18 protein-coding genes are annotated in these 19,814 nt (G+C 45.0%); 6 read left to right on the top strand and 12 right to left on the bottom strand.

Features of this window, described 5'->3' with window-relative positions:
* Positions 1-75: 75 nt before the first annotated feature.
* Positions 76-1,443: an anaerobic C4-dicarboxylate transporter DcuC gene (gene dcuC / locus R7R78_RS03350; protein WP_005376528.1), complete on the top strand. Its 1,368-nt coding sequence runs from the start codon at positions 76-78 to the stop codon at positions 1,441-1,443.
* Between the two features lie 103 nt (positions 1,444-1,546).
* On the opposite strand, the gene R7R78_RS03345 is transcribed toward dcuC, so the two are convergent.
* Entirely contained in the window at positions 1,547-1,903 is a 357-nt protein-coding gene (locus R7R78_RS03345; protein WP_005376535.1) for a hypothetical protein, read from the bottom strand.
* A gap of 576 nt (positions 1,904-2,479) precedes the next feature.
* Here R7R78_RS03345 and R7R78_RS03340 point away from each other — a divergent pair.
* The 4 genes from R7R78_RS03340 (at position 2,480) to R7R78_RS03325 (ending at position 6,556) form a co-directional block, all read left to right on the top strand.
* Positions 2,480-3,712: an OFA family MFS transporter gene (locus R7R78_RS03340; protein ID WP_017635352.1), complete on the top strand. Its 1,233-nt coding sequence runs from the start codon at positions 2,480-2,482 to the stop codon at positions 3,710-3,712.
* Positions 3,713-3,779: 67 nt separating this feature from the next.
* Positions 3,780-5,393, top strand: coding sequence for a VRR-NUC domain-containing protein (locus R7R78_RS03335; protein WP_225473032.1), 1,614 nt, complete (start codon positions 3,780-3,782; stop codon positions 5,391-5,393).
* Between the two features lie 164 nt (positions 5,394-5,557).
* Positions 5,558-6,205, top strand: coding sequence for an AcfA family outer membrane beta-barrel protein (locus R7R78_RS03330; RefSeq protein ID WP_225473031.1), 648 nt, complete (start codon positions 5,558-5,560; stop codon positions 6,203-6,205).
* 15 nt (positions 6,206-6,220) lie between these two features.
* Positions 6,221-6,556, top strand: coding sequence for a YgiW/YdeI family stress tolerance OB fold protein (locus tag R7R78_RS03325; RefSeq protein WP_130546257.1), 336 nt, complete (start codon positions 6,221-6,223; stop codon positions 6,554-6,556).
* An 81-nt stretch (positions 6,557-6,637) separates the two neighbouring features.
* Here the strand turns inward: R7R78_RS03325 and yegS are convergent, their stop codons facing one another.
* The 11 genes from yegS to R7R78_RS03270 all read right to left on the bottom strand — a co-directional run bounded on the left by yegS (position 6,638) and on the right by R7R78_RS03270 (position 18,743).
* Entirely contained in the window at positions 6,638-7,540 is a 903-nt protein-coding gene (gene yegS / locus R7R78_RS03320; RefSeq protein ID WP_225473030.1) for a lipid kinase YegS, read from the bottom strand.
* A gap of 8 nt (positions 7,541-7,548) precedes the next feature.
* The gene (locus tag R7R78_RS03315) at positions 7,549-8,454 is read right to left on the bottom strand and encodes a LysR family transcriptional regulator (RefSeq protein ID WP_225473029.1); all 906 of its coding nucleotides are present in this window, start codon (positions 8,452-8,454) and stop codon (positions 7,549-7,551) included.
* Between the two features lie 172 nt (positions 8,455-8,626).
* On the bottom strand, positions 8,627-9,052 hold the full coding sequence (locus R7R78_RS03310; protein ID WP_005376542.1) for a bifunctional diaminohydroxyphosphoribosylaminopyrimidine deaminase/5-amino-6-(5-phosphoribosylamino)uracil reductase RibD: 426 nt from the start codon (positions 9,050-9,052) through the stop codon (positions 8,627-8,629).
* Between the two features lie 49 nt (positions 9,053-9,101).
* The gene (locus tag R7R78_RS03305) at positions 9,102-10,403 is read right to left on the bottom strand and encodes a BatD family protein (RefSeq protein WP_054576040.1); all 1,302 of its coding nucleotides are present in this window, start codon (positions 10,401-10,403) and stop codon (positions 9,102-9,104) included.
* Positions 10,400-12,130, bottom strand: coding sequence for a VWA domain-containing protein (locus R7R78_RS03300; protein WP_025767854.1), 1,731 nt, complete (start codon positions 12,128-12,130; stop codon positions 10,400-10,402). Before R7R78_RS03300 ends, R7R78_RS03305 begins: the two co-directional genes overlap by 4 nt.
* Positions 12,123-13,193: a vWA domain-containing protein gene (locus R7R78_RS03295; RefSeq protein ID WP_225473028.1), complete on the bottom strand. Its 1,071-nt coding sequence runs from the start codon at positions 13,191-13,193 to the stop codon at positions 12,123-12,125. The genes R7R78_RS03300 and R7R78_RS03295 overlap by 8 nt, the downstream gene beginning before the upstream one ends.
* Positions 13,186-13,764, bottom strand: coding sequence for a DUF4381 domain-containing protein (locus R7R78_RS03290; RefSeq protein ID WP_225473027.1), 579 nt, complete (start codon positions 13,762-13,764; stop codon positions 13,186-13,188). The genes R7R78_RS03295 and R7R78_RS03290 overlap by 8 nt, the downstream gene beginning before the upstream one ends.
* Positions 13,765-14,727: a DUF58 domain-containing protein gene (locus R7R78_RS03285; protein ID WP_170896947.1), complete on the bottom strand. Its 963-nt coding sequence runs from the start codon at positions 14,725-14,727 to the stop codon at positions 13,765-13,767.
* A 12-nt stretch (positions 14,728-14,739) separates the two neighbouring features.
* On the bottom strand, positions 14,740-15,723 hold the full coding sequence (locus tag R7R78_RS03280) for an AAA family ATPase (RefSeq protein ID WP_005376549.1): 984 nt from the start codon (positions 15,721-15,723) through the stop codon (positions 14,740-14,742).
* An 85-nt stretch (positions 15,724-15,808) separates the two neighbouring features.
* Complete coding sequence (locus R7R78_RS03275) at positions 15,809-17,110, bottom strand: anaerobic sulfatase maturase (protein WP_225473026.1); 1,302 nt, start codon at positions 17,108-17,110, stop codon at positions 15,809-15,811.
* 106 nt (positions 17,111-17,216) lie between these two features.
* Complete coding sequence (locus tag R7R78_RS03270; RefSeq protein WP_151515641.1) at positions 17,217-18,743, bottom strand: arylsulfatase; 1,527 nt, start codon at positions 18,741-18,743, stop codon at positions 17,217-17,219.
* A 142-nt stretch (positions 18,744-18,885) separates the two neighbouring features.
* Here R7R78_RS03270 and R7R78_RS03265 point away from each other — a divergent pair, with 142 nt between their 5' ends.
* Positions 18,886-19,743, top strand: a complete 858-nt coding sequence (locus tag R7R78_RS03265; RefSeq protein WP_025767859.1) for a LysR family transcriptional regulator — start codon at positions 18,886-18,888, stop codon at positions 19,741-19,743.
* Positions 19,744-19,814 lie beyond the last annotated feature (71 nt).

Raw genomic sequence — 19,814 nt, 5'->3', positions numbered from 1 at the left:
GCTAAGAATTCTGTAAATTCCTTGTCATAAACTGAAACAGTTTCTTTCTTTTTTACATAACATTCGGAGATCCCTATGTTAGAGCTCTTAATTGGCTTAGTGGTTACCATTGCGGTGGGTTACTTTATTGTCAAAGGCTATAAAGCTGCGGGCGTGTTACTGACCGCTGGTATTGCTTTACTTCTTATGACTGGCGTTTTGGGGCACGACGTGCTGCCGTCAAAAATCACCTCAACTGGTAACATGGTGACAGATGCGCTTGAATACGTGAAATACATGCTTCAATACCGCGGTGGCGGTCTTGGTATGCAAATCATGCTGCTTTGTGGTTTTGCGTCATACATGACTCATATCGGCGCGAACAACGTGGTAGTGAAACAGTTCTCTAAACCGCTTTCTGTCATCAAGTCTCCTTACGTCCTTTTGGTAGCGGCTTACATTGTGGCGTGTTTAATGTCTCTTGCGGTAAGTTCTGCAACAGGCCTTGGCGTACTATTAATGGCGACATTATTCCCAATGATGGTCGCGATGGGCATTTCTCGTCCAGCAGCCGTTGCAGTGTGTGCCTCTCCAGCGGCAATCATCCTTTCTCCTACTTCTGGTGATGTTGTTATCGCAGCAGAAAAGTCTGGTTTAGAGCTTGATGTGTTTGCGGTACAAACTGTGTTGCCTGTTTCTATTTGCGCAATCATCGTCATGGCAGCGGCAGCGTTCTTCTGGAACAAATACTTAGATAAGAAAGAAAATACACCAATGGAAAAAATTGATGTATCAGAGATCAAAGCTGACGCACCAGCGTTTTATGCAGCTCTTCCATTTCTACCTATCATCGGCGTTTTCCTATTCAACGGTCGTACCATTCCAGGACTTAGTCTAGACATCTACACTATTGTGGTTGGTTCGATTTTCCTTGGAGCTCTGATCCATTATGTTGTAAATAAGTTCGATGGTAAGAAATCACTAGAAGATTTAGATTCTTGTTACGCGGGCATGGCTGACGCGTTCAAAGGCGTTGTGATGCTTTTGGTTGCCGCAGGGGTTTTTGCACAAGGTCTGATGTCTATCGGAGCTATCGATAACCTACTTCATCTAGCAGATAATGCTGGTGCAGGCGGCGTTGCTTTAATGCTTATTCTAACTGCATTGACAGTTGCAGCAGCAATTGCAACGGGTTCGGGTAACGCGCCTTTCTATGCGTTCGTGGAGTTAGCACCATCTTTGGCTGCGAAAATGGGATTAAACCCTGCTTTCCTAATTATCCCGATGCTTCAAGCATCAAACCTAGGCCGTACTATCTCACCAGTATCTGGCGTAATCGTTGCGACATCAGGTATGGCAAACATCAGCCCGTTTGAGGTTGTAAAACGCACATCCGTTCCAGTTCTAGCAGGCCTTATCACGGTGATTATTGGTACTATGGTGCTTGTTCCAATGAGTGCCTAACGGTATTGCCACGATCAAACTAAAAGCAATATCCGAACAAAATTACGTTTAATTAAAAACGCCAGCAAATGTGCTGGCGTTTTTTTTATTCTAATGTGTTGATTTACGCTGACTTAAATCGGTCAGGAATCTTAGTGATGCTCTCTCTGTAGCTAAACCATAAGTAGGTAACGGCAAGCGAAAAGAATAAATATGAAAGTGCGAATACGATTGGAGACGTGATTAATTCCGCGGACATTCCCCACATCACACCGACTACGGTTATCGTCAACTTAGAAAGCATACCGCAAATGAGTAGGAATAAAGCAAGCTGTGGAAAGCGCGAGCTGCGAAATGCGAAGAAATAACAGCTACCTACCGCTAAAGAAGCAATAGATAAGCCCAACATAAATGAATGGATGTGGTCTGCTGATGCGATACCAGCGGATACCGAAGCCATGAGTAATAGGAACAGTTTCATAAGTCACCTCACAACAAATCTAAAAAGCATCCCTTCATAAATGAAAACTCATTTTTCACTATATTCTGCGCCTAAAATCAGCAATTACAAGTTACTTTTTTGCTCACTTAATGAACATAAAAGCTAATCAGCTTCAATTATTACAAAAGGTTAACAATTAAAAATTAAGAAACCCTTTGCATCTGATACTTACGACAGTCAGATGATAAATTCGCCATTTTTGTTACAGATGGTTAACATGGAAACATTTTGAAATTTTTTATTTGAAATGTGAACTGTGCACTCAACAGCGTAAAACCTCTCTGTCTTGACTCATCATTCGTTATTAGTGAACAAAAAATGTCACTTTTTTACAACGTTCTTACTACATACAAAACCATGAATTCACATCCACTTTTAATGTTGCAAATTATTTTATCAGTAACCGTAAAAAGAGATTCCAATCACATATTTATTGGTTATAATCCGCGCTCATTGCGTTAAACGTTGAAAAACGCAAACTAATTTTGAGAAAAAACATCTTTAAACCAACCTTCTTTGCGGCATTGCCAATAAGAGGAAAAACTGAGAATAAAAATGAGCAAGATTGATAAAGCTATGCGCATCCTGTTAGCAGGGTTCTGTATCAACCTTTGTCTTGGCATCCTGTATGCTTGGAGTGTATTCAACAAGGCACTGGTAACTGAATCAGGCTGGAGTGCTGCAGAAGCTTCTGCACCTTACGCAACTGCAACCATCACTTTCTCTATCTGTCTTCTTATTGCAGGTATTCTTCAAGACCGCATGGGCCCTCGAATGATCCTTATCCTAGGTACTGTTCTTACAGGTCTGGGCATGATCGCGTCTGGCTTTGTTGACACTCCACTCATGCTGAACATTACCTTCGGTGTGATCACAGGTGCAGGTATCGGTTTTGGTTACGCATGCCTATCACCTTCTGCGATGAAGTGGTTCCACGCTTCGAAGAAAGGTATGGTTAACGGCATTATTGCGGCAGGTTTTGGTCTAGCGGCTATTTACCTTGCGCCAGTAACTTCTGCGCTAATAGACAGCATGGGCATTCAAACTAGCTTTATGGTTCTTGGTGTTGGTATCCTAGCGATTGCGGTTCCTCTTGCAGCAACCATCAACAACCCACCAGCAGACTACACACCTGCGGAGCCTAAAGTAAAAGAAGGCCAAGCACCTAAAGCGGTGAAAAAGTCAGATGACTTAACTTGGAAAGCAATGTTGAAAACGCCACAGTTCTACTCTCTATGGATCATGTACGCGTTTGCAGCTTCTGTTGGTCTAATGATCATCGGTAACATCACGACAATCGCAAGCGTTCAAGCAAACTTGCCAAACGCGGTTTACCTAGCGTCTATTCTTGCTGTATTTAACTCTGGCGGTCGTGTTGCCGCGGGTATGCTTGCAGATAAAATCGGCGGTGTTCGTACGCTTCTACTTGCGTTCGTTCTACAAGGCGTAAACATGGTGCTGTTCGCGACGTTCGACTCTGAGTTTACACTGATCATCGGTACAGCAATCGCAGCGGTAGGTTACGGTACACTTCTAGCGGTATTCCCTACTCTAACGGCTGAGTTCTACGGTCTGAAAAACTACGGCACTAACTACGGCGTGCTTTACACAGCATGGGGGATCGGTGGTGCAATCGGCGCAGCGGTTGTTGGTTTCTCGATGACAAATGGCGACGGCTACACCTTGGCTTACACAATTTCTTCAGCAATGATGGCAGTATGTATCGTACTTGCGTTCATCACTAAGCCATTGTCTGAAGCGAAAGTAGCACAGCTAAAAAACGCATAATTGCGAATTGATTTGATAGCAAAAAGGCTTAACCTATGGGTTAAGCCTTTTTTGTTATCGGTCGTTTATGGAAAGCCCTATCGAACTTGCACCAGACTACTATCTAGAGAACTTCTTTAAGCTGACTCATCACGCAGTAACTTGGTACAGCGATTTACTGACCAAGGAAGAACACGCATGGCTTTGCTCGTTTGATTCTTTGAGCAAACACGCCCAGTGCCTTTTGGTACGTTTATACAGCCGAAAGGGATGTTGGTTTCGAAGTGATAAGCTGAGTTATCCAGAAATACCTTCTATCAATGAAGCACTGGCAGAATTGAGTCAACATGAGTTTGTAGCCCTTTCCCCACCCCTTTCTCATCAAGGGTTAGCGGCCAATTTACTGACCAAGCCAGAAATCTCCACGCTTTATCCCGAACTGCCGAAATCACTCAAGAAAGACGCCCTTGTCGAACGTTTGAGTAATGCGGAATTTGATCGTACAGAGAAGCTTGAGTTTACGATCGTCAAACTCAATTCAGCTCATATGATCGACGTGTTGCTCACTCTGTTTTTTGCCAACACCCATCAAGACTTAAGTCAGTTTGTGCTTGATGACTTAGGTTTGCATCAGTTCGAGCAATATCAATTGAGTAAAGTGCGCCGTTTCTTTGATTCACGTGAGCAAATAGACCGTTTAATTGAACTGAGCCAGTTGGCCAACCTGTACTGGCAATTTGGCCGAAAAGACAAAGCCAATCTCGACTTATTAATTGAGGCAATGCCTCAGCCCGTTAAACACCGTTACGTAGATCGTAAACGCGAGCACATGTTGAATGACATAGCACGTGATTACGAACGGCTTAATGATCTAGAGACCGCCCTATCTCTATTTGGCCAAACTCAACTCACACCGAGCCGAGAACGACGCGCACGTATCTATGACAAATTAAACCATGATGATTTATTTTATGACATTGTCACAGATATGCTTAACTCACCGATCGATGTGTCTGAGCTCGAAGTTGCACAAAAACTTGAGCAACGGTTAAAACGAAAACAAGGCGAGAAAGTGCCAAGAGTGACGAAGCCAACCTGTACGGAATACCGCCTTGAACTGGATTTATCTCAACAGAGAGTCGAACTCGCCAGCAAAGCGTATTTTGAGTCCTTAGGCTGGACTGTATTTTACGCCGAAAATGCACTGCTGAATGCATTACTTGGACTCACTTTTTGGGATGCGATTTTCGCTCCCATTGAAGGGGCATTCATCAATGCCTATCAACACCGTCCTCTGGATTTGTACCATTCCGATTTTGTAGCAAAGCGCCAAGCACTGATTGATGAAGCTTTCGCACAGTTAAAATTGGGTAATACACAAGCGATTTTAACGAAATACGATGAAAAGTTTGGTATCAGCAATCCGTTTGTTCAATGGAGCTTAATAGGCAAGGAATTGCTTGAACAGTCACTCAACACCATTCCTACCCGCACATTACTCGAACTATTTAAGGTTCAGTTAAGCGATCTTAAGCTTTACCGCAATGGGATGCCGGATCTGATTGCTTTTAGAGACAACGAGTTCGAGTGGATTGAAGTAAAAGGGCCCGGCGATAAACTCCAAGACAACCAATGGCGTTGGATTAAAGAGTTTACCCGCCTTAATGTGCCATTTGCGGTGTGTTACGTCGCCGCAAGTTAACTCTCTTTATATAAAGAGCTTGGCGCATGTTCATTAAAGCAATTTCTTCTTTACCGCACCTTGCTCTTTTTCTGAAATATTTTCGTTTCTTCACGATCACTTCACGCTTCATCACACACAATGCGCTTCTACTCATTAAGTTGATTTGAAGAGGCAAAAATAAAATGAACAAAACCATTCTTGCGTTACTCGTTACTTGCTCAGTTTCGGTATCTGCGGCTCCTTATGTAGGCCTGGAATATGGACTAGGCACCACTGACCATGACTTGGAACCTCACTTTTCAGCTGAAAATGTAACACTTAACCCAGAACTTGAGGATGGTATTTTCTCAGGTTTTATCGGTTACTCGTTTAATGACAATTGGGCAATTGAGTTAGGTTACAGCCAGTTTGACCTTGATGACGGCCGTTCTAAGAACCTTGGTATCAAGACAATTGATGGCAAAGATTACCATCATGAAATGGATTGGGATGCGTCAATCAAAGCCAAACAAGTCTCGCTAGCACCAGTGTTTAGCTATGCATTAAGTGATAAATGGACAACAAAATTCAAAGCGGGTTTAACTTACACGCAATACGACGCCAAGGTTGCTCAACATCAAGAATATGAGCTTGTCGCGAATGACGATGTGGAAATAAGCAACTCGCTTTTCCATAGCTCAGAGAAAAGCAACGAGTTAGGCGCAATGTTCTCTGTGGGCGCGGAATACCAAGTGTTGCCAAAGCTCACCATTGGCGCAAACGCAAAATACCAACTAGACAGCTACGCAAACACTGCATCCTTTAATGTAGGCACAACTTATTACTTCTAATATCAGGAGAAGATAATGAAAAGAGTATTGTTAACATCCATGCTTGCCCTACTTTCAAGCTCGGCTTTCGCCGCGTTTAATGGTCCAGAAGTCAGTGCAATCAATACGGTGAAAGAGGCGCGCAACGCAACCGACGACAGCGCTGTAGTGCTAACCGGGCATATTGTTCAATCATTTGGTAACGAGACTTACTTGTTCAAAGACAACACTGGTGAAATCGAAGTAGAGATCGACAACGAAGATTGGATGGGTCAAGAAGTGACACCAAAAGATACCGTAATGATTCGAGGAGAGGTTGACGCAGATTGGACAACTACGCAAATAGACGTTGAGACCATTCAAAAACGTTAAGAAGTTGACTAATACCTCAACACAAATAACACAGCCACATTTTAGTGGCTGTGTTACGCAATAACCATGGAAAACGCTCGTTTAGCTAGTCAAGCAAGGGCAATCTTGCGGTACGACTAATCGTATACTCTTAGGCTGAACATCAAATCTAATGGTTCTCGAATGATAAGGTTCTCCATCTAAATTAAGAGGCAATGGATTCGGAAAATCTATCTCCAACCAGCTTGCTTTAGTGTACTTCACAAACTCTCCTTTCTCACTCGGATTATTGATCTCGTCGATTACTTTAGGCAGCTCATGAGGTAAAAATGGGCGCACCAATGTTAGATCCATCATCCCATCATTAATCATCGCTTTTGGAGCTAACTCTTGCCCACCTCCAGCAAGGCGCCCATTACAAAACGCACCGAGCAACATTTCTCCCTGATACGCACCACCTTCAATCGTTATTGTTCCGTCATATGGTTTAAAGCCAAGTGCTTTTACAACACCAGTTAGCGTGTAAGCTCCACCGCCAAGAAAGTTTTTGAGTTCAACAGGCGTTTCTGCTGTAACTTCTGCGCCAAACCCTGCTGTTGCCACGTTAATAAAGCAGCGATCGTTCGCTTTGACGCAATCGACCAAAGCGGACTGCCCCTCAACAGCAAGAGATAAAGACGCCTTAATGGAATTAGGTACTTGAATAGCGGTAGCAAAGTCATTGGCGGTACCAAGGGGAATAATGGCTAACTCAGGGCGTTTTTCTTCGTCAATTTGAATAATCGCAGAAGCCGCCTCATTGACGGTCCCATCGCCACCAGCGACAACAATACGTTCAATGCCTTCATCAACCGCTTCTTTTACTAGCCGCGGCATGTCTTGAGATTCCCACGTCACACGCACCTGTACGTCGATGCCTTTGTCTCTCATTTTCATGATTGCATCTCTTAACTCTGGATTCCCAGCTTTTTTTCCGTTAAGGATGGCACGTATTGTCTTTTTCATTGCACTTCCTATTGGTTGATGACTTTTCCTGCTTGCTTAATCTGTGAACGCAACCACTGATGGGCGCTGTCGTTTGTGCGACTAGGATGCCAGATTGTGCAAAGCTCATACATTTGTTCATCAAATGGCATTGATAAAGATTTAACATGATAGGTGTTATTGAACAAGTTGATCATCGACTCTGGCATTAAACCAATGTATTCACTACCACAAATAATTGGGAGCATTTCTAGTACGCCTGAGGCTCGATACTTAATCTTTCTCTTATCCAAGTCGACAATGTCATCGGCGTTTAACAGGCTCTTACGACTCTGCCACTGCGAAACTACTACGTGTTCTTCTTCAAAAAATTGTTCAGCCGTAATCTCGTCATTCAAGCGGGGATGCGCTTCGCTACATACCACCACCAAACGCTCCGTAAGTACAGTTTCCAGTTTTAGCACCGTTCTTGCTCTTGGTGTGATATCAATGATCAAATCGTATCGTTGTAACCGCAGATCACTTTCAAAATCTTCCGTAAAAAGCGGATGTACTTCTAATGCAACATTTGGCGCCGACACACGGATTTGTTTCATGACTTGAGGTAGCAACTCAAAACTTGCAACGGACACACAGGCAATAGAAAACACTCTATTCGACACTTTAGGGGCAAACTCACTAGAGGCCGATAATGTCGAAGTGAAATTTTGTACTGAAGCTAGAAGAGCAGGATAAATATCCATCGCAAACGAGGTAGGCTCGACACCTTTAACGCAACGATGAAACAATGGATCATCGTAGATATCACGTAGCCTTGCTAGCGCTTTACTCACCGCAGGCTGGGTGATGTTTAAACGCGCCGCCGCCCGAGACAAGTTACGCTCTTCATAGATGGCAGTGAAAATGGGAATAAGATTAAGGTCGGTCGGTTTCATGCTATTAAATTTTTCAAAAGTCACTTTCTCTATTTTAATCTAACAGCATGATCCTTCACGTAGCCAAGTGCAATAAATGGGCGGTATCGCTTGTTTTAATGAGTTTTAACTCAATTTTGACGCACTTCATTCACCACATAAACTGGCACCATAGTGCAACGTAAAGCTTGACTTAGGCTTTGCCTAGGTAAGGGGTAAGAAACTCGCTGACTTCCTCGCCGCATAAACCAGTTTCTACCTCTATACCTGCTTGTTTTAGAATCTCGATACCTCGACCACTGTTGCGTGGGTCGGGGTCCAATATGGCTACGACGACTTTGCTTATGCCGGATTTGACTAATGTCACCGCGCAAGCTGGCGTGCGACCAACAAACGAACACGGTTCCAGCGTAACGTATGCCGTCACCGATTCTAACGAGCCTTGATACGCATTCAGCGCTTCCACTTCCGCGTGATTGCCACCAATCGCTTGAGTATGACCTTCAGAAACGATTTGATTGTCTTTCACTAACACGCAGCCAACCGGCGGGTTGGGTTGACATTCAGGAAGCGCATTTTTGGACACTTCCAATGCGCGGCGCATAAACTCTTGGCTCATTTGAACTCTATTCTCTAATAAAAACGAGGCGCTATATTAGCGCCCCGTTTTATTCATTGCCATCTCTTCCAATGACTTTGTCCAGTTCTGGTAACGCTCGCGGAATACGGAATTTAAAGCGTTTTTGTTTGGTCTGGATTTTGCGCCACATCGAATTCAGTAAATGAGCGCTATTTTCACCATTTTGCATTCGCGACGCACTTTTTTGCCACGATTCACTCGTATCGGCTTTGGTCATTTCTAGCTCGGCCGTATTTAAACGCAATTGTTTGTACAATATGGTCCTTGCTTCAGACCAACGTTTAGCCTTTAACAAACGGTGAAACGTCAGCCATGCTGGTGTCGGTCTGTTGCGGTAGTAACGTTTAATGGCTACCAATGAAATAATCACAAAACCCAGCAACACAAGCGTGGAAACAATCCATTCAAAGTACGTTCTGATGAAGGACTTCAACGTGTGCTTCGCGGCAAAAGTTTTGCCCTCTAACATCACCGTTTCCACTTGCTGAGTCTTACTGTTCCACCAACGGAACTCATAATCCGGCAGGGTTAATTCACCACCTTGTTGAATCACGTACACGCTCTCTTCTGTGCGTGTTGACTGGTAATCACCACGTGTTTGCGTATCTGTCAAACGGTGGGGTTGAGGATATGCTTGATAACGGGTTGTTGATTCTCCTTTCAACAAGTCTGGTAGCAATACAGATAGTGAATCTTGAGCCAAAATGGTGATTTTACGCGTGATTGCATCCCCAACTTTGAGTGACTCAGTGGAGGTTTCCCACTCTTGTTTTACGTCTACGTGCGTTGCAGAAAACCAAGGCGTATCACCGCTCAACAATCCCGATGGCAAGACAGTTTTGAACTTAATCGGCTGCGTATAAAGTGTGCCTGACACCTTCTCGCCATCCGGCGCCGACACCTGAACGCCCACTGCGACAGGTGGAATCACAAAATCACCAGATGCTTGAGGATACAAAGTCACTTCCCAGCGTTGACGCGACCAAGTTTGTCCCTCTTTTTGCTCAGTAAAGTTGGTTGCTAGTTGATTACGTTGTTTGGCGATAACATTGGGTATTTCAATATTGCCAATTCTCGTACCACCCGTAAACCAACGCGGCGTTGCCACTTCGATGGTTAAAATAACTTGCTCATTGACGCTAAAACTTGGTGTTTTACGCTTCTCTCCAGCCGTTGGTTGTTTACCAACCCACGCTTGTAACTCAACACCATGCTCTCGTTGAACGTCACGAATATCTTGAGCCAACACACTACTGCTCAGGAGGAAACCGAAACAGATAACTAACCACAAGGGTAAAGCAAAGGGCGTAAAACGGTGGCTTTTCATCATTGCACCGCCTCCTCTGTATTTTCGTTCGCAGTAGAAGTTGATTCTCCGGTTTCTATTGAACGCAATTGAATCTGAAACTTCGCATTTAAGAAGTATTTAGGATCCGCTTCGACTCGCTTTAACCATTTGTCGGCTAATTCTTGGCTACCTAAGATGTCGTCTGCACTTAACGTCTCTTTAATCATCAACTCCGCTGACGTTTTTTCATCCGCCCCTTCTGCGGTTTGAGGGTTATCGCCTAGCTCGGTTGATGCTTCTTGCTCCGTTCCTGCCTGACTCTCACTCATCCGGTTGATGTCCTCTACAATACCACCAATCACTTTCAAGTTATGCTCAACATCCGGTCTTAGCCTCTCGCTTAACGTTGGCTTGTTGGCTAGGGATTTTAACAAGTCACGTGCAGCCAAATATTCACGCTGACGCGCCAATGCACTCGCCGCATTATAAAGACCGTAATCTCGAACCTCTTCGGACGGGTCGTTTTGCATTTCCAAAAACGCACTGTGGGCGAGTTCAAACTCGCTAGCGTAGTAGTACGCCGTCCCTTTGCGTAATGGATCGACAAAGTGTTTCGCGGCTTCTAAATACGCTTGTTGGTTGAACAAACGCTGTCCTTGTTGATCTGGCGTTAGCCACAAATCCCACCACCATTGCGTCACCTTGTCGAAAGCCGTCACTTTTTGCACAACTTGTGGCTGCTCGGCTTTAACTGAAATGTTCTCGGCCAATGCACTTGTTGGCATCAATAACGTGCCGCTCACCATTACAATCACGCACCACTGCACTAACCACCCTTTTCTAAACCACAGCATCATGATCAGCGCGATTGGGAACAGAAGTTGATACCCCATGTCTTTCCAAGGCATTGAAGATTCGCCATTAAGCTGCATATTGCGCTCAACGTATCGATTCAGTTGCTCGATATCACTATTATCGACGGTCACTTCCACCAATCGACCGTTAGTCTGACTAGCCAGTTTTTGTAGAGAATCCAAATCCATTGGGTTGTTACTCACAATGTCAGCATTCCCTGCCGCAAGAATTAACAGTTGATAAGGTTTGCCCGAGAAATACGCTTGGTATTGCTCAATCGTGGCTGGATTAACGCCATCACTCACCAACAGAACAGTGGAGCCTGGTTGACCTTGCAATTGTTGGTCAATTAACGGCAATGCTTTTTCGGCAAGCTTACCTTGCACGGGCATAATTTCTGGCGTAATGGCCGCCAAAAACGGGTCAAATACTTTGCTGTCTTGAGTTATAGGCATCGCGACATGAGCACTGCCCGCGAACACGACTAAACCCGTTTTTCCGCCTTTTCGCGCGGCTAGCAAATCGCGTATTTTCTGTTTGGAACGCTCAAGGCGGCTTGGTGGGAGATCTTTTTGCAGCATCGAGTCGCTGTTATCAAGCACCACAAGCATAGAGGCTTTATCTTCGCCAAAGGGGGAAGATTCACGTTGCCACGTTGGGCCTGCACAAATCACAATGGCGATGAACACAATCAGCATCAAGAGCTTAAGCGGCAGCTGCTTACGCCAGCCTCGCTCACCTATCGTCAAAGCATTGCGTAAATGTTCGGGCAGAATATCCTTCCAGCTTGGCTTGCTTTCTTCTCGCCAGCGTAACCACACCAAGAAAAACATGGGGACCAAAGCCAGTAACCACAGTGGTCGAATAAAATGAAACTGCGTAAAGAATTGCGTCCAACTAAGAGAATCAAACATCGCTCTCTCCTAATGATGATCGTGTAACAGCCCTTCTTTTGAGTGTTGCGACGCTGAACGCGAGCAAATGCATGATGACCACTAACGCCATCAAGTAATGATGAAGGCTTTGTTTTGGGCGGTATGTAGTGCTTTCGTAAAGTTGAGGTTCCAGTTTGCCAATTTCGTCGTAGGCAGCCGATAGTTCATCACGGTTGAGTGCTTCAAACGCTTCACCGCCGGATTCTTTCGCAATGCGATGAATTGTGTCCATATCCAACGCGGTTTCACCTATCGTTTCCGGATCACCCATCGCAATCACGTGCACTCTCACGCCTTTGGCTTTCGCCACTTTCGCCGCATCAATCGGTTCAACAAAACTGCCCGTGTCGTTACCATCGGTTAATACAATCGCGACTTTTTCACGGTTTTGGTCTTGTTCTAAAGCACCACGCGACTTATCGCTTTGCTCAAAAACTTTAATCGCTAAGCCAATCGCATCACCAAGATGGGTACTCTGCCCTGCCATCGCCACATCGGTTTGGTTAAGCAGTTCGAGCCACACTTTTTGGTCAGCGGTAAATGGCGTTTGCACAAAAGCGGCATCACCAAAAAGAACCAAGCCTAATCGGTCACCTTTACGAGACTGAACAAACTCCGTCAGCACTTCTTTCGCCGCATCAAGGCGAGAAATTTTTTCACCTGTACGAGACGTGAAATCAGGCTCAGCCATGGAACCCGAAAGATCCACCACCACCATCACATCGCGCCCTAAACTCTCGCGAACTTGAGGCTCGCCTAACACGGTGAGTTTTGCCATCGCACACACCACCAAAAGCCATGAGAGAATTAACGTTGCTCGTTGCCACCAACTCGGGGTCAACTGGCTTGCACCTTCTGATGGCGTCTCGCCAATCGCTTCCACCAGCTGACTAAAAAACGGCACTTTGATCGCCATTTGCTTAGTGCGATATGCAGGCACCAAGTAGTACACCACCAACGGCAAGGGCAAAACCAGAAACCACATTGGGTGAGCAAATTCAAAACCAGACAAACCAGTTATCGATGCAAGAAGATCATTCATGTTGACCTCCCTGATGTGCTTTGCGTTTCAATCGTGGTGATTTCTTTGCCGCGCTTTTTTGAGCATCACCACGGTGTTCACTCACCCAGTTTTTCGCACGAGCAATTAGCGTTACACGATCTTCGTTGGTTAGCGTAACCCTTGGGTCAACAATACTTTGTAGCCAGCGCTTTGAAAGCTCATCGTTAAAGACCACAAGCGAGTTTGCTTGAGAATCTTCGGTTTGCGGATACAGCGCATCGAGCTTGCGCAGAAAGGCGGTATCAAACAATTTCGCGTTGCGGCTATCAATATGAATCAGCACTACTTTAAGCACCGAGAACAATGCTTTAGGCATATCTTTGTTGCTCGGTTTGATTTGCGAAATCGCCATTAGAGCCTCTTTTCGGTAACGATTATGCCACCATTGCCGAGCCAATCGATATACGACATACACCAATGCAATGAGCACAACCGCCGCTAAAATTTTCCAGCCAATAGTTTGCGGGTACCAACTCACGCTGGGTGGTACAGCCACATCATGCAGCTCTCTGAGTATGTAGGTACTCGGAGGCGTAGGAAGATCACTCATTTAACGCCCTCCTACCAGTTTTTGGAATTGTTTAATGTGCTCACCTGTCGTATCGAGTTCGATGTGCGGAAGGTGTTTCATCGCCATAAGTTGAGAGAGTGATTGACGCTGTAAGCTAGTTCGAGCCTCAAGCTTTGCGCTCGCAGCTTCTACCTTTGCTTTGCTGTCTAAATTGAGTTGATACTGCCCATCACCAACCACCCATTTCGATTTTGCCAAATCGTCTGGTAGCGCTTGTTCTAATGGGTCACTGACCATCACTGCAAGAACATCGTTGTGCTGTTGTAGCTGTTTAAGGTGATCAAGGTGGTGCTCCTCGCAGTCGCTCCAGTCGCTGATAAAAATCAAAGTGGATTGCTTGAGCTTCATGCGTTTAATAAGCTCAATCCATTGACTGAACGTTACTTTTTCGGAATTGCGGGAGTCCACATTGAGCGATTGATTGGCTTTAGCGAGACGTTTAAGTTGCGCCAGAAGATCGTTTTGCGAACGCTGTGCCTTGCTGTGAAACAATGCCTGCGGGGATGCGATGACAAAACCGACTCGGTCGCCATCTTTTAATACTCGCCACCCACACATCGCTGCGATCTCTGCCGCGACAACTGATTTCATTACTTGCGTCGAAGCAAAAAACATTGTGCTTCTCTGGTCGACACACACGATTACGTTGCGATCTTTTTCTTCTGTATAGCTGCGCACGTGCGGCTTACCTGTACGCATCGTAACTTTCCAATCAAGGTTACGAATATCGTCACCCAATTGGTAATGGCGCAGCTCTTCGAAGTTCAATCCACGACCGCGAAACAACGAATTGTGTCGGCCAGAGAGTACGCTACCCGCTTTTAGATGAGGAAGTAAACTGAATGATTCTGCTTGTGCTTGCAGACGTACTAAACGAGCATAATCGCAGTACAAACGGGGATCCATCCCCTGTGATTTTGGCGCAAGAGTTGGCTTAGCCATAATGCCTCCCACTTACCCAATTTCTACACAATCTAGCAGCTCTTGTACGACTCGTTGATGATCGACCCCATCTGCCAGTGCATCGTAGGTCAAAGAAAAACGGTGGCCCAATACAGACGGAACCATGGCACGCACATCGTCAGGAGTAACGTGGTCACGTCCTTGCATCCACGCATACGCACGAGCGCATTTGTCGAGTGCGATAGAAGCACGAGGACTAGAGCCAATCTCAATCCATTTTGCTAAGTTTGAATCGGCATAACGCTCTGGCTTACGAGTCGCCATCACTAACGCAACGATGTAGTTTTCCACTAGGTCTGATACCACGATGTTTGGTAACTGACGACGCGCTTCTAGCACCACGTCTGGCTCGATGTGTTTTGGCGTAATAATTTCGCTGCTGGTTTCCGCACCCAATTCTTCACTGCGCACCAAACGAATGATGTCACGTTCTGCGTCATCTTCTGGATAATCGACGGTAACCTTCATGATAAAGCGGTCCATTTGCGCTTCTGGCAGTGGGTACGTGCCCTCTTGCTCTACTGGGTTTTGCGTTGCAAGCACCATAAATAAGTCTGGCAATACGTGAGTTTTATCGCCTACTGTGATTGTGCCTTCGGCCATGGCTTCAAGCAGTGCCGCTTGTACTTTGGCAGGTGCACGGTTGACCTCATCAGCAAGTACAATGCTGTTAAAAATGGGCCCAGGTTGAAAGTGGAGTTGCGGCTTACCATCCAGCTCTTGATAAACCTCAGTACCCGTCACGTCAGATGGTAAAAGATCCGGCGTAAACTGGATTCGACCAAAACTGGTGTTTAACAAGTTCGCCAACGATTTTACGGAACGTGTTTTTGCCGTTCCCGGTAAACCTTCTAGCAGAATATGCCCATTTGTTAATAACCCGATGACTAAAGCTCGAACCACGTGGCTTTGTCCAATGACGCTTTTTTCTGTTTGTTCGATGAGTTCTTTTATCGCTTGTTGTGCGTGGTTCATAGGATACCTTTTCAATGGTTTAAGCCGTCTTTTCGATAGTTAAGTATAAGAACAAATGAAATAACTTAAGGTTATATTCACTATGTTATCTTTGCGGTTCTTGAGATTGGAGAAGTTGTGCAAGACCAACCAACATCGGTAACGCATAATCAAAGAACATTTTGATTCCCGAACACAAATAGTTTAGACCACTCTCACCATTCGGCGTTTTGATCAAACGGTTTTTTGGGCACTCACCCCAACAATAAGGCAAGTAAGGGCATTGCTTACAATACGTCGGCAATGAATCGCGTTTTGCCATGCCAAAAGTATATTGTCTTGTAGAGAAGGCCATTTCATTCAGTGAGTGTTCATGAATGTTGGCGAGTTTGTATTCTGGATACACATAGTGGTCGCAACTGAACACGTCGCCATTGTGCTCAATCGCCAACCCTTTGCCACAAAACTCCGCCGTCACGCAAAGCTGAGACGGTTTCCCCATTACTTGCGCCACCGCGGTTTCAAACAGATTAACCAGCACACGGCCAAGATCGTTATTCACCCACTCTTCAAAGGTCGCCATTAAAAAGCGTCCCCAGTCTTCAGGATCGACTGACCAATCCGTTACAATCGACATTGGATGCCCCGGTTTAGCCAGATCACTGCCTTTGGTTGGGATCATCTGTTCGTTCCAAAACTGCGGCGCGGTTGTTTGGAAGTTGTTGGCTTCTACCACCGGCGCAAACTGAATATAAGTCACATCCAATTCTTGGGTTAAAAATCGATATACTTCGAGCGGGTATTTCGCATTGTGACGATTCACCGTGACCAACGCGTTGAATTTCACGCCATGCGCTTTGAGCTTATCTACCGCCTTCATTACGAGATCAAACGTTGGCTTACCGCTGCGGGTTTTGCGATATTTGTCGTGCAGCTCTCGTGGTCCATCAATCGACAAGCCAACTAGGAAGTTGTGCTCTTTTAAAAACGCACACCACTCATCGTTTAGCAAAATGCCGTTGGTCTGAAGGTCGTTTTCAATGCGAACGCCTTTCGGCTGATATTTCTTTTGCAAAGCTACGACATTGCGGAAATAGTCCAACCCAAACAGCGTCGGCTCCCCGCCCTGCCATGAGAATACAATTTCTTCGCCATCCTGACTTTCGATATAGCTTTTCACGAACGCTTCCAGTGTTGCGTCGTCCATTTTTGGCTGCTTTTCTTGGTGCAGTAGATTTTCTTTATGCAGATAAAAGCAGTACTGACAATCGATGTTGCACTTTGCTCCGCCTGGCTTTGCCATCACATGGAATCGACGGTCATACGCGCCCAGAACAGGCGCTTTAGACGCCGTTTTAAGAGGAACAATAGGCATAGTAGTAGAATGGCGAGGGGAAATCTTACTCATACGTTTCTCACTATTACATATACCCAAATAACCTCGTGAGCGCTGTACAGCAAAAGTGAAGCTATTTGGGTATATAGCGCTCCAAAAAGCGCTATATAATCTTAATTTACTTAGAAGACTTAGGTACGAACGAACCTGCTTCCATACGAGGCGGGAATTCTTTGAATGTACCCATCACCTCTTTCACTGTATCCATTGCTGGCATCATTAAGAATGAACGCTCGTACATCCAACGAGAATAACCCATGCCTTGATCGCCTCGTTCAAATGGATCAATGCTCAAGTCAAAGATCAGTGGCACACGAAGTTTAGTGAACGGCTTACGCCATACATCCATACCCGTTTCATTCTCTTGAATCATAAAGTGGAACTTGTACTTTCCTTGGCGCAATGCCACAAGATCGCCGTCGTCGCTCCAGTAAACGAACTCATTTCGTGCGGATTTGTCTGACTTACCCGTTAAATATGGCAGTTGGTTGTAACCGTCTAGGTGAACTTTGTAGTCCATATCGCCAACTTTTTTGCCTTTTAGCAGTTCGTCTTTAACTTTGGTATCACCTGCCGCAGCAACTAGTGTCGGGAAAAAGTCCTCTAATGACATCATGCCGTTGAATGTTTTACCTGCCTCAATTTTTCCAGGCCATTTAATCAACATTGGCACACGGAAACTCCCTTCCCAGCCAGTGTTTTTCTCTGAGCGGAACGGTGTCATCCCAGCATCCGGCCACAAATCAACCATAGGGCCGTTGTCAGTGGTGTAAACAATGATTGTATTGTCATCCACACCTAACTCTTTGATCTTGTTAAGTAGCTGACCGATTTGGTCATCGTGCTGCTTAACACCATCCGCGTAGAAACCGGCACCTGTTTTACCTTGGTATTCTTCAGGAACATGTGTGAAGTTGTGCATGCGAGTGGTGTTAAACCAAGTAAAGAACGGCTTGTCCGCTTTTACTTGTTTTTCTATGAAGCTTTCTGCGGCATCAAGAAACTCACCATCAACATTTTCCATACGCTTACGCGTAAGTGGACCGGTATCTTCGATTTTACCGTCAGCGTAAGAATGAATAACGCCACGAGGACCAAATTTCTTCTTGAACTCCGGATCTTTAGGGTAATCCACGTTCTCTGGCTCTTCTTCTGCGTTCAAGTGGTATAGATTGCCGAAGAATTCATCAAAACCGTGGTTGGTAGGAAGATGCTCGTCTCGGTCACCTAAATGGTTCTTACCAAATTGTCCGGTTGCGTAACCCATTTGTTTAAGCACGGTTGCAATCGTCGGATCTTTTTCCGAGATACCTTCCGGAGCGCCTGGTAAGCCCACTTTTGATAGACCTGTACGTTTTGGCATTTGACCAGTGATGAATGCAGAACGGCCTGCTGTCGAGCTTTGCTGTGCGTAGAAGTTAGTGAACTTCGCACCTTCTTTAGCAATGCTATCGATTTTTGGCGTGTTGTACGCCATCATGCCTTGGTTATAGGTACTAAGGTTCCAGTAACCAACATCATCACCAAAGATGACAAGAATGTTGGGTTTGTCCGCTGCATGTGCAACTGCAGATGCAGCGCCCAAAGCTAACGTACATGCGTTAAGTACGAGTTTTTTACTGCTCGTTTTGGTCGCATTTTTCATATTATCTCCAAGAGTTCGCTAGTGCGTAAAAAAATGGTATTCGCTTTTCAATACCATTGTTGATATAAGATAAAGCACTAATTTCAGGCGATAAATGCAGTCAAAATTAGTTAACCTATAAATTAAATTTATGAGTGACATTATGGACTTGAATTTGATCCAAACTTTTCTTGTTGTTGCGGAGTTTCAATCTTATACAAAAGCCGCGGAACAATTAGGGCTTACACAACCTGCTGTGAGCGCTGCAATAAAGCGTTTAGAGCAAGTCGTCGATAAGCAATTATTCGTTAAAAAAGGGCGAGGTATCGCACTAACCTCCACCGCTTATCAATTACTGCCGCAATTCCAGCAAGCGGTTAATATTATTGACAATGCGATATCTGATAAAAATCATTTTGAAGTGTGTTGTTCGGAAATTTTGTTGCACATTATGGACCCGATAAAGAACACTATTTTTTATGAATCACCACCCGAAAAATTCCTATTATTTGAGCTGTTAAGACAACAAAAAGTCGATCTAGTAATCGATACGGTGATCACAAAAGATGCAGCGTTTATTATTGAAGATGCCTATGAGGAAGAAGCCGTGGTTATCTGTCGTGAGAACCATCCCCGTGTACACGGCACGCTCACAAAAGAGCAATTTTATGAGGAAACTCACTGTTTATTTTCAGGAAAATGGAACAACATGTCGGGGTTCGAGCAACTAGCAAAGGAAACAATTCAAGAAAGAAAAGTCGACTTGATCACATCTTCGCTAGCAGGCATGGCGCTGTATGTCGCCCAAAGAGACAGTTTAGGGATCGTTTCTCAATCTTTTGCAAACAAGTGGAGCAAAGCGCTCAAACTTCAAATTTTGCCCTGCCCCATTTCGATACGCTCTATCCCTTACAAGTTCGTCTACCATAAGCGAGAGGTAAACAACCCAGCCCACATCGCTCTACGTGAAAAAATCAAAGCCAACTTAACGGCAGCCCACTACGAACCAATTTGTTTATAACTCTTGTCAATTGAAGCGTTAGGCGTTTTCGTCATCAAGCTTTCTACAAACCTGAATAGATAGAATTTTAC

This window comes from Vibrio sp. 2134-1 (assembly GCF_033339495.1).
This window is presented reverse-complemented; position numbering and strand designations above follow the sequence as displayed.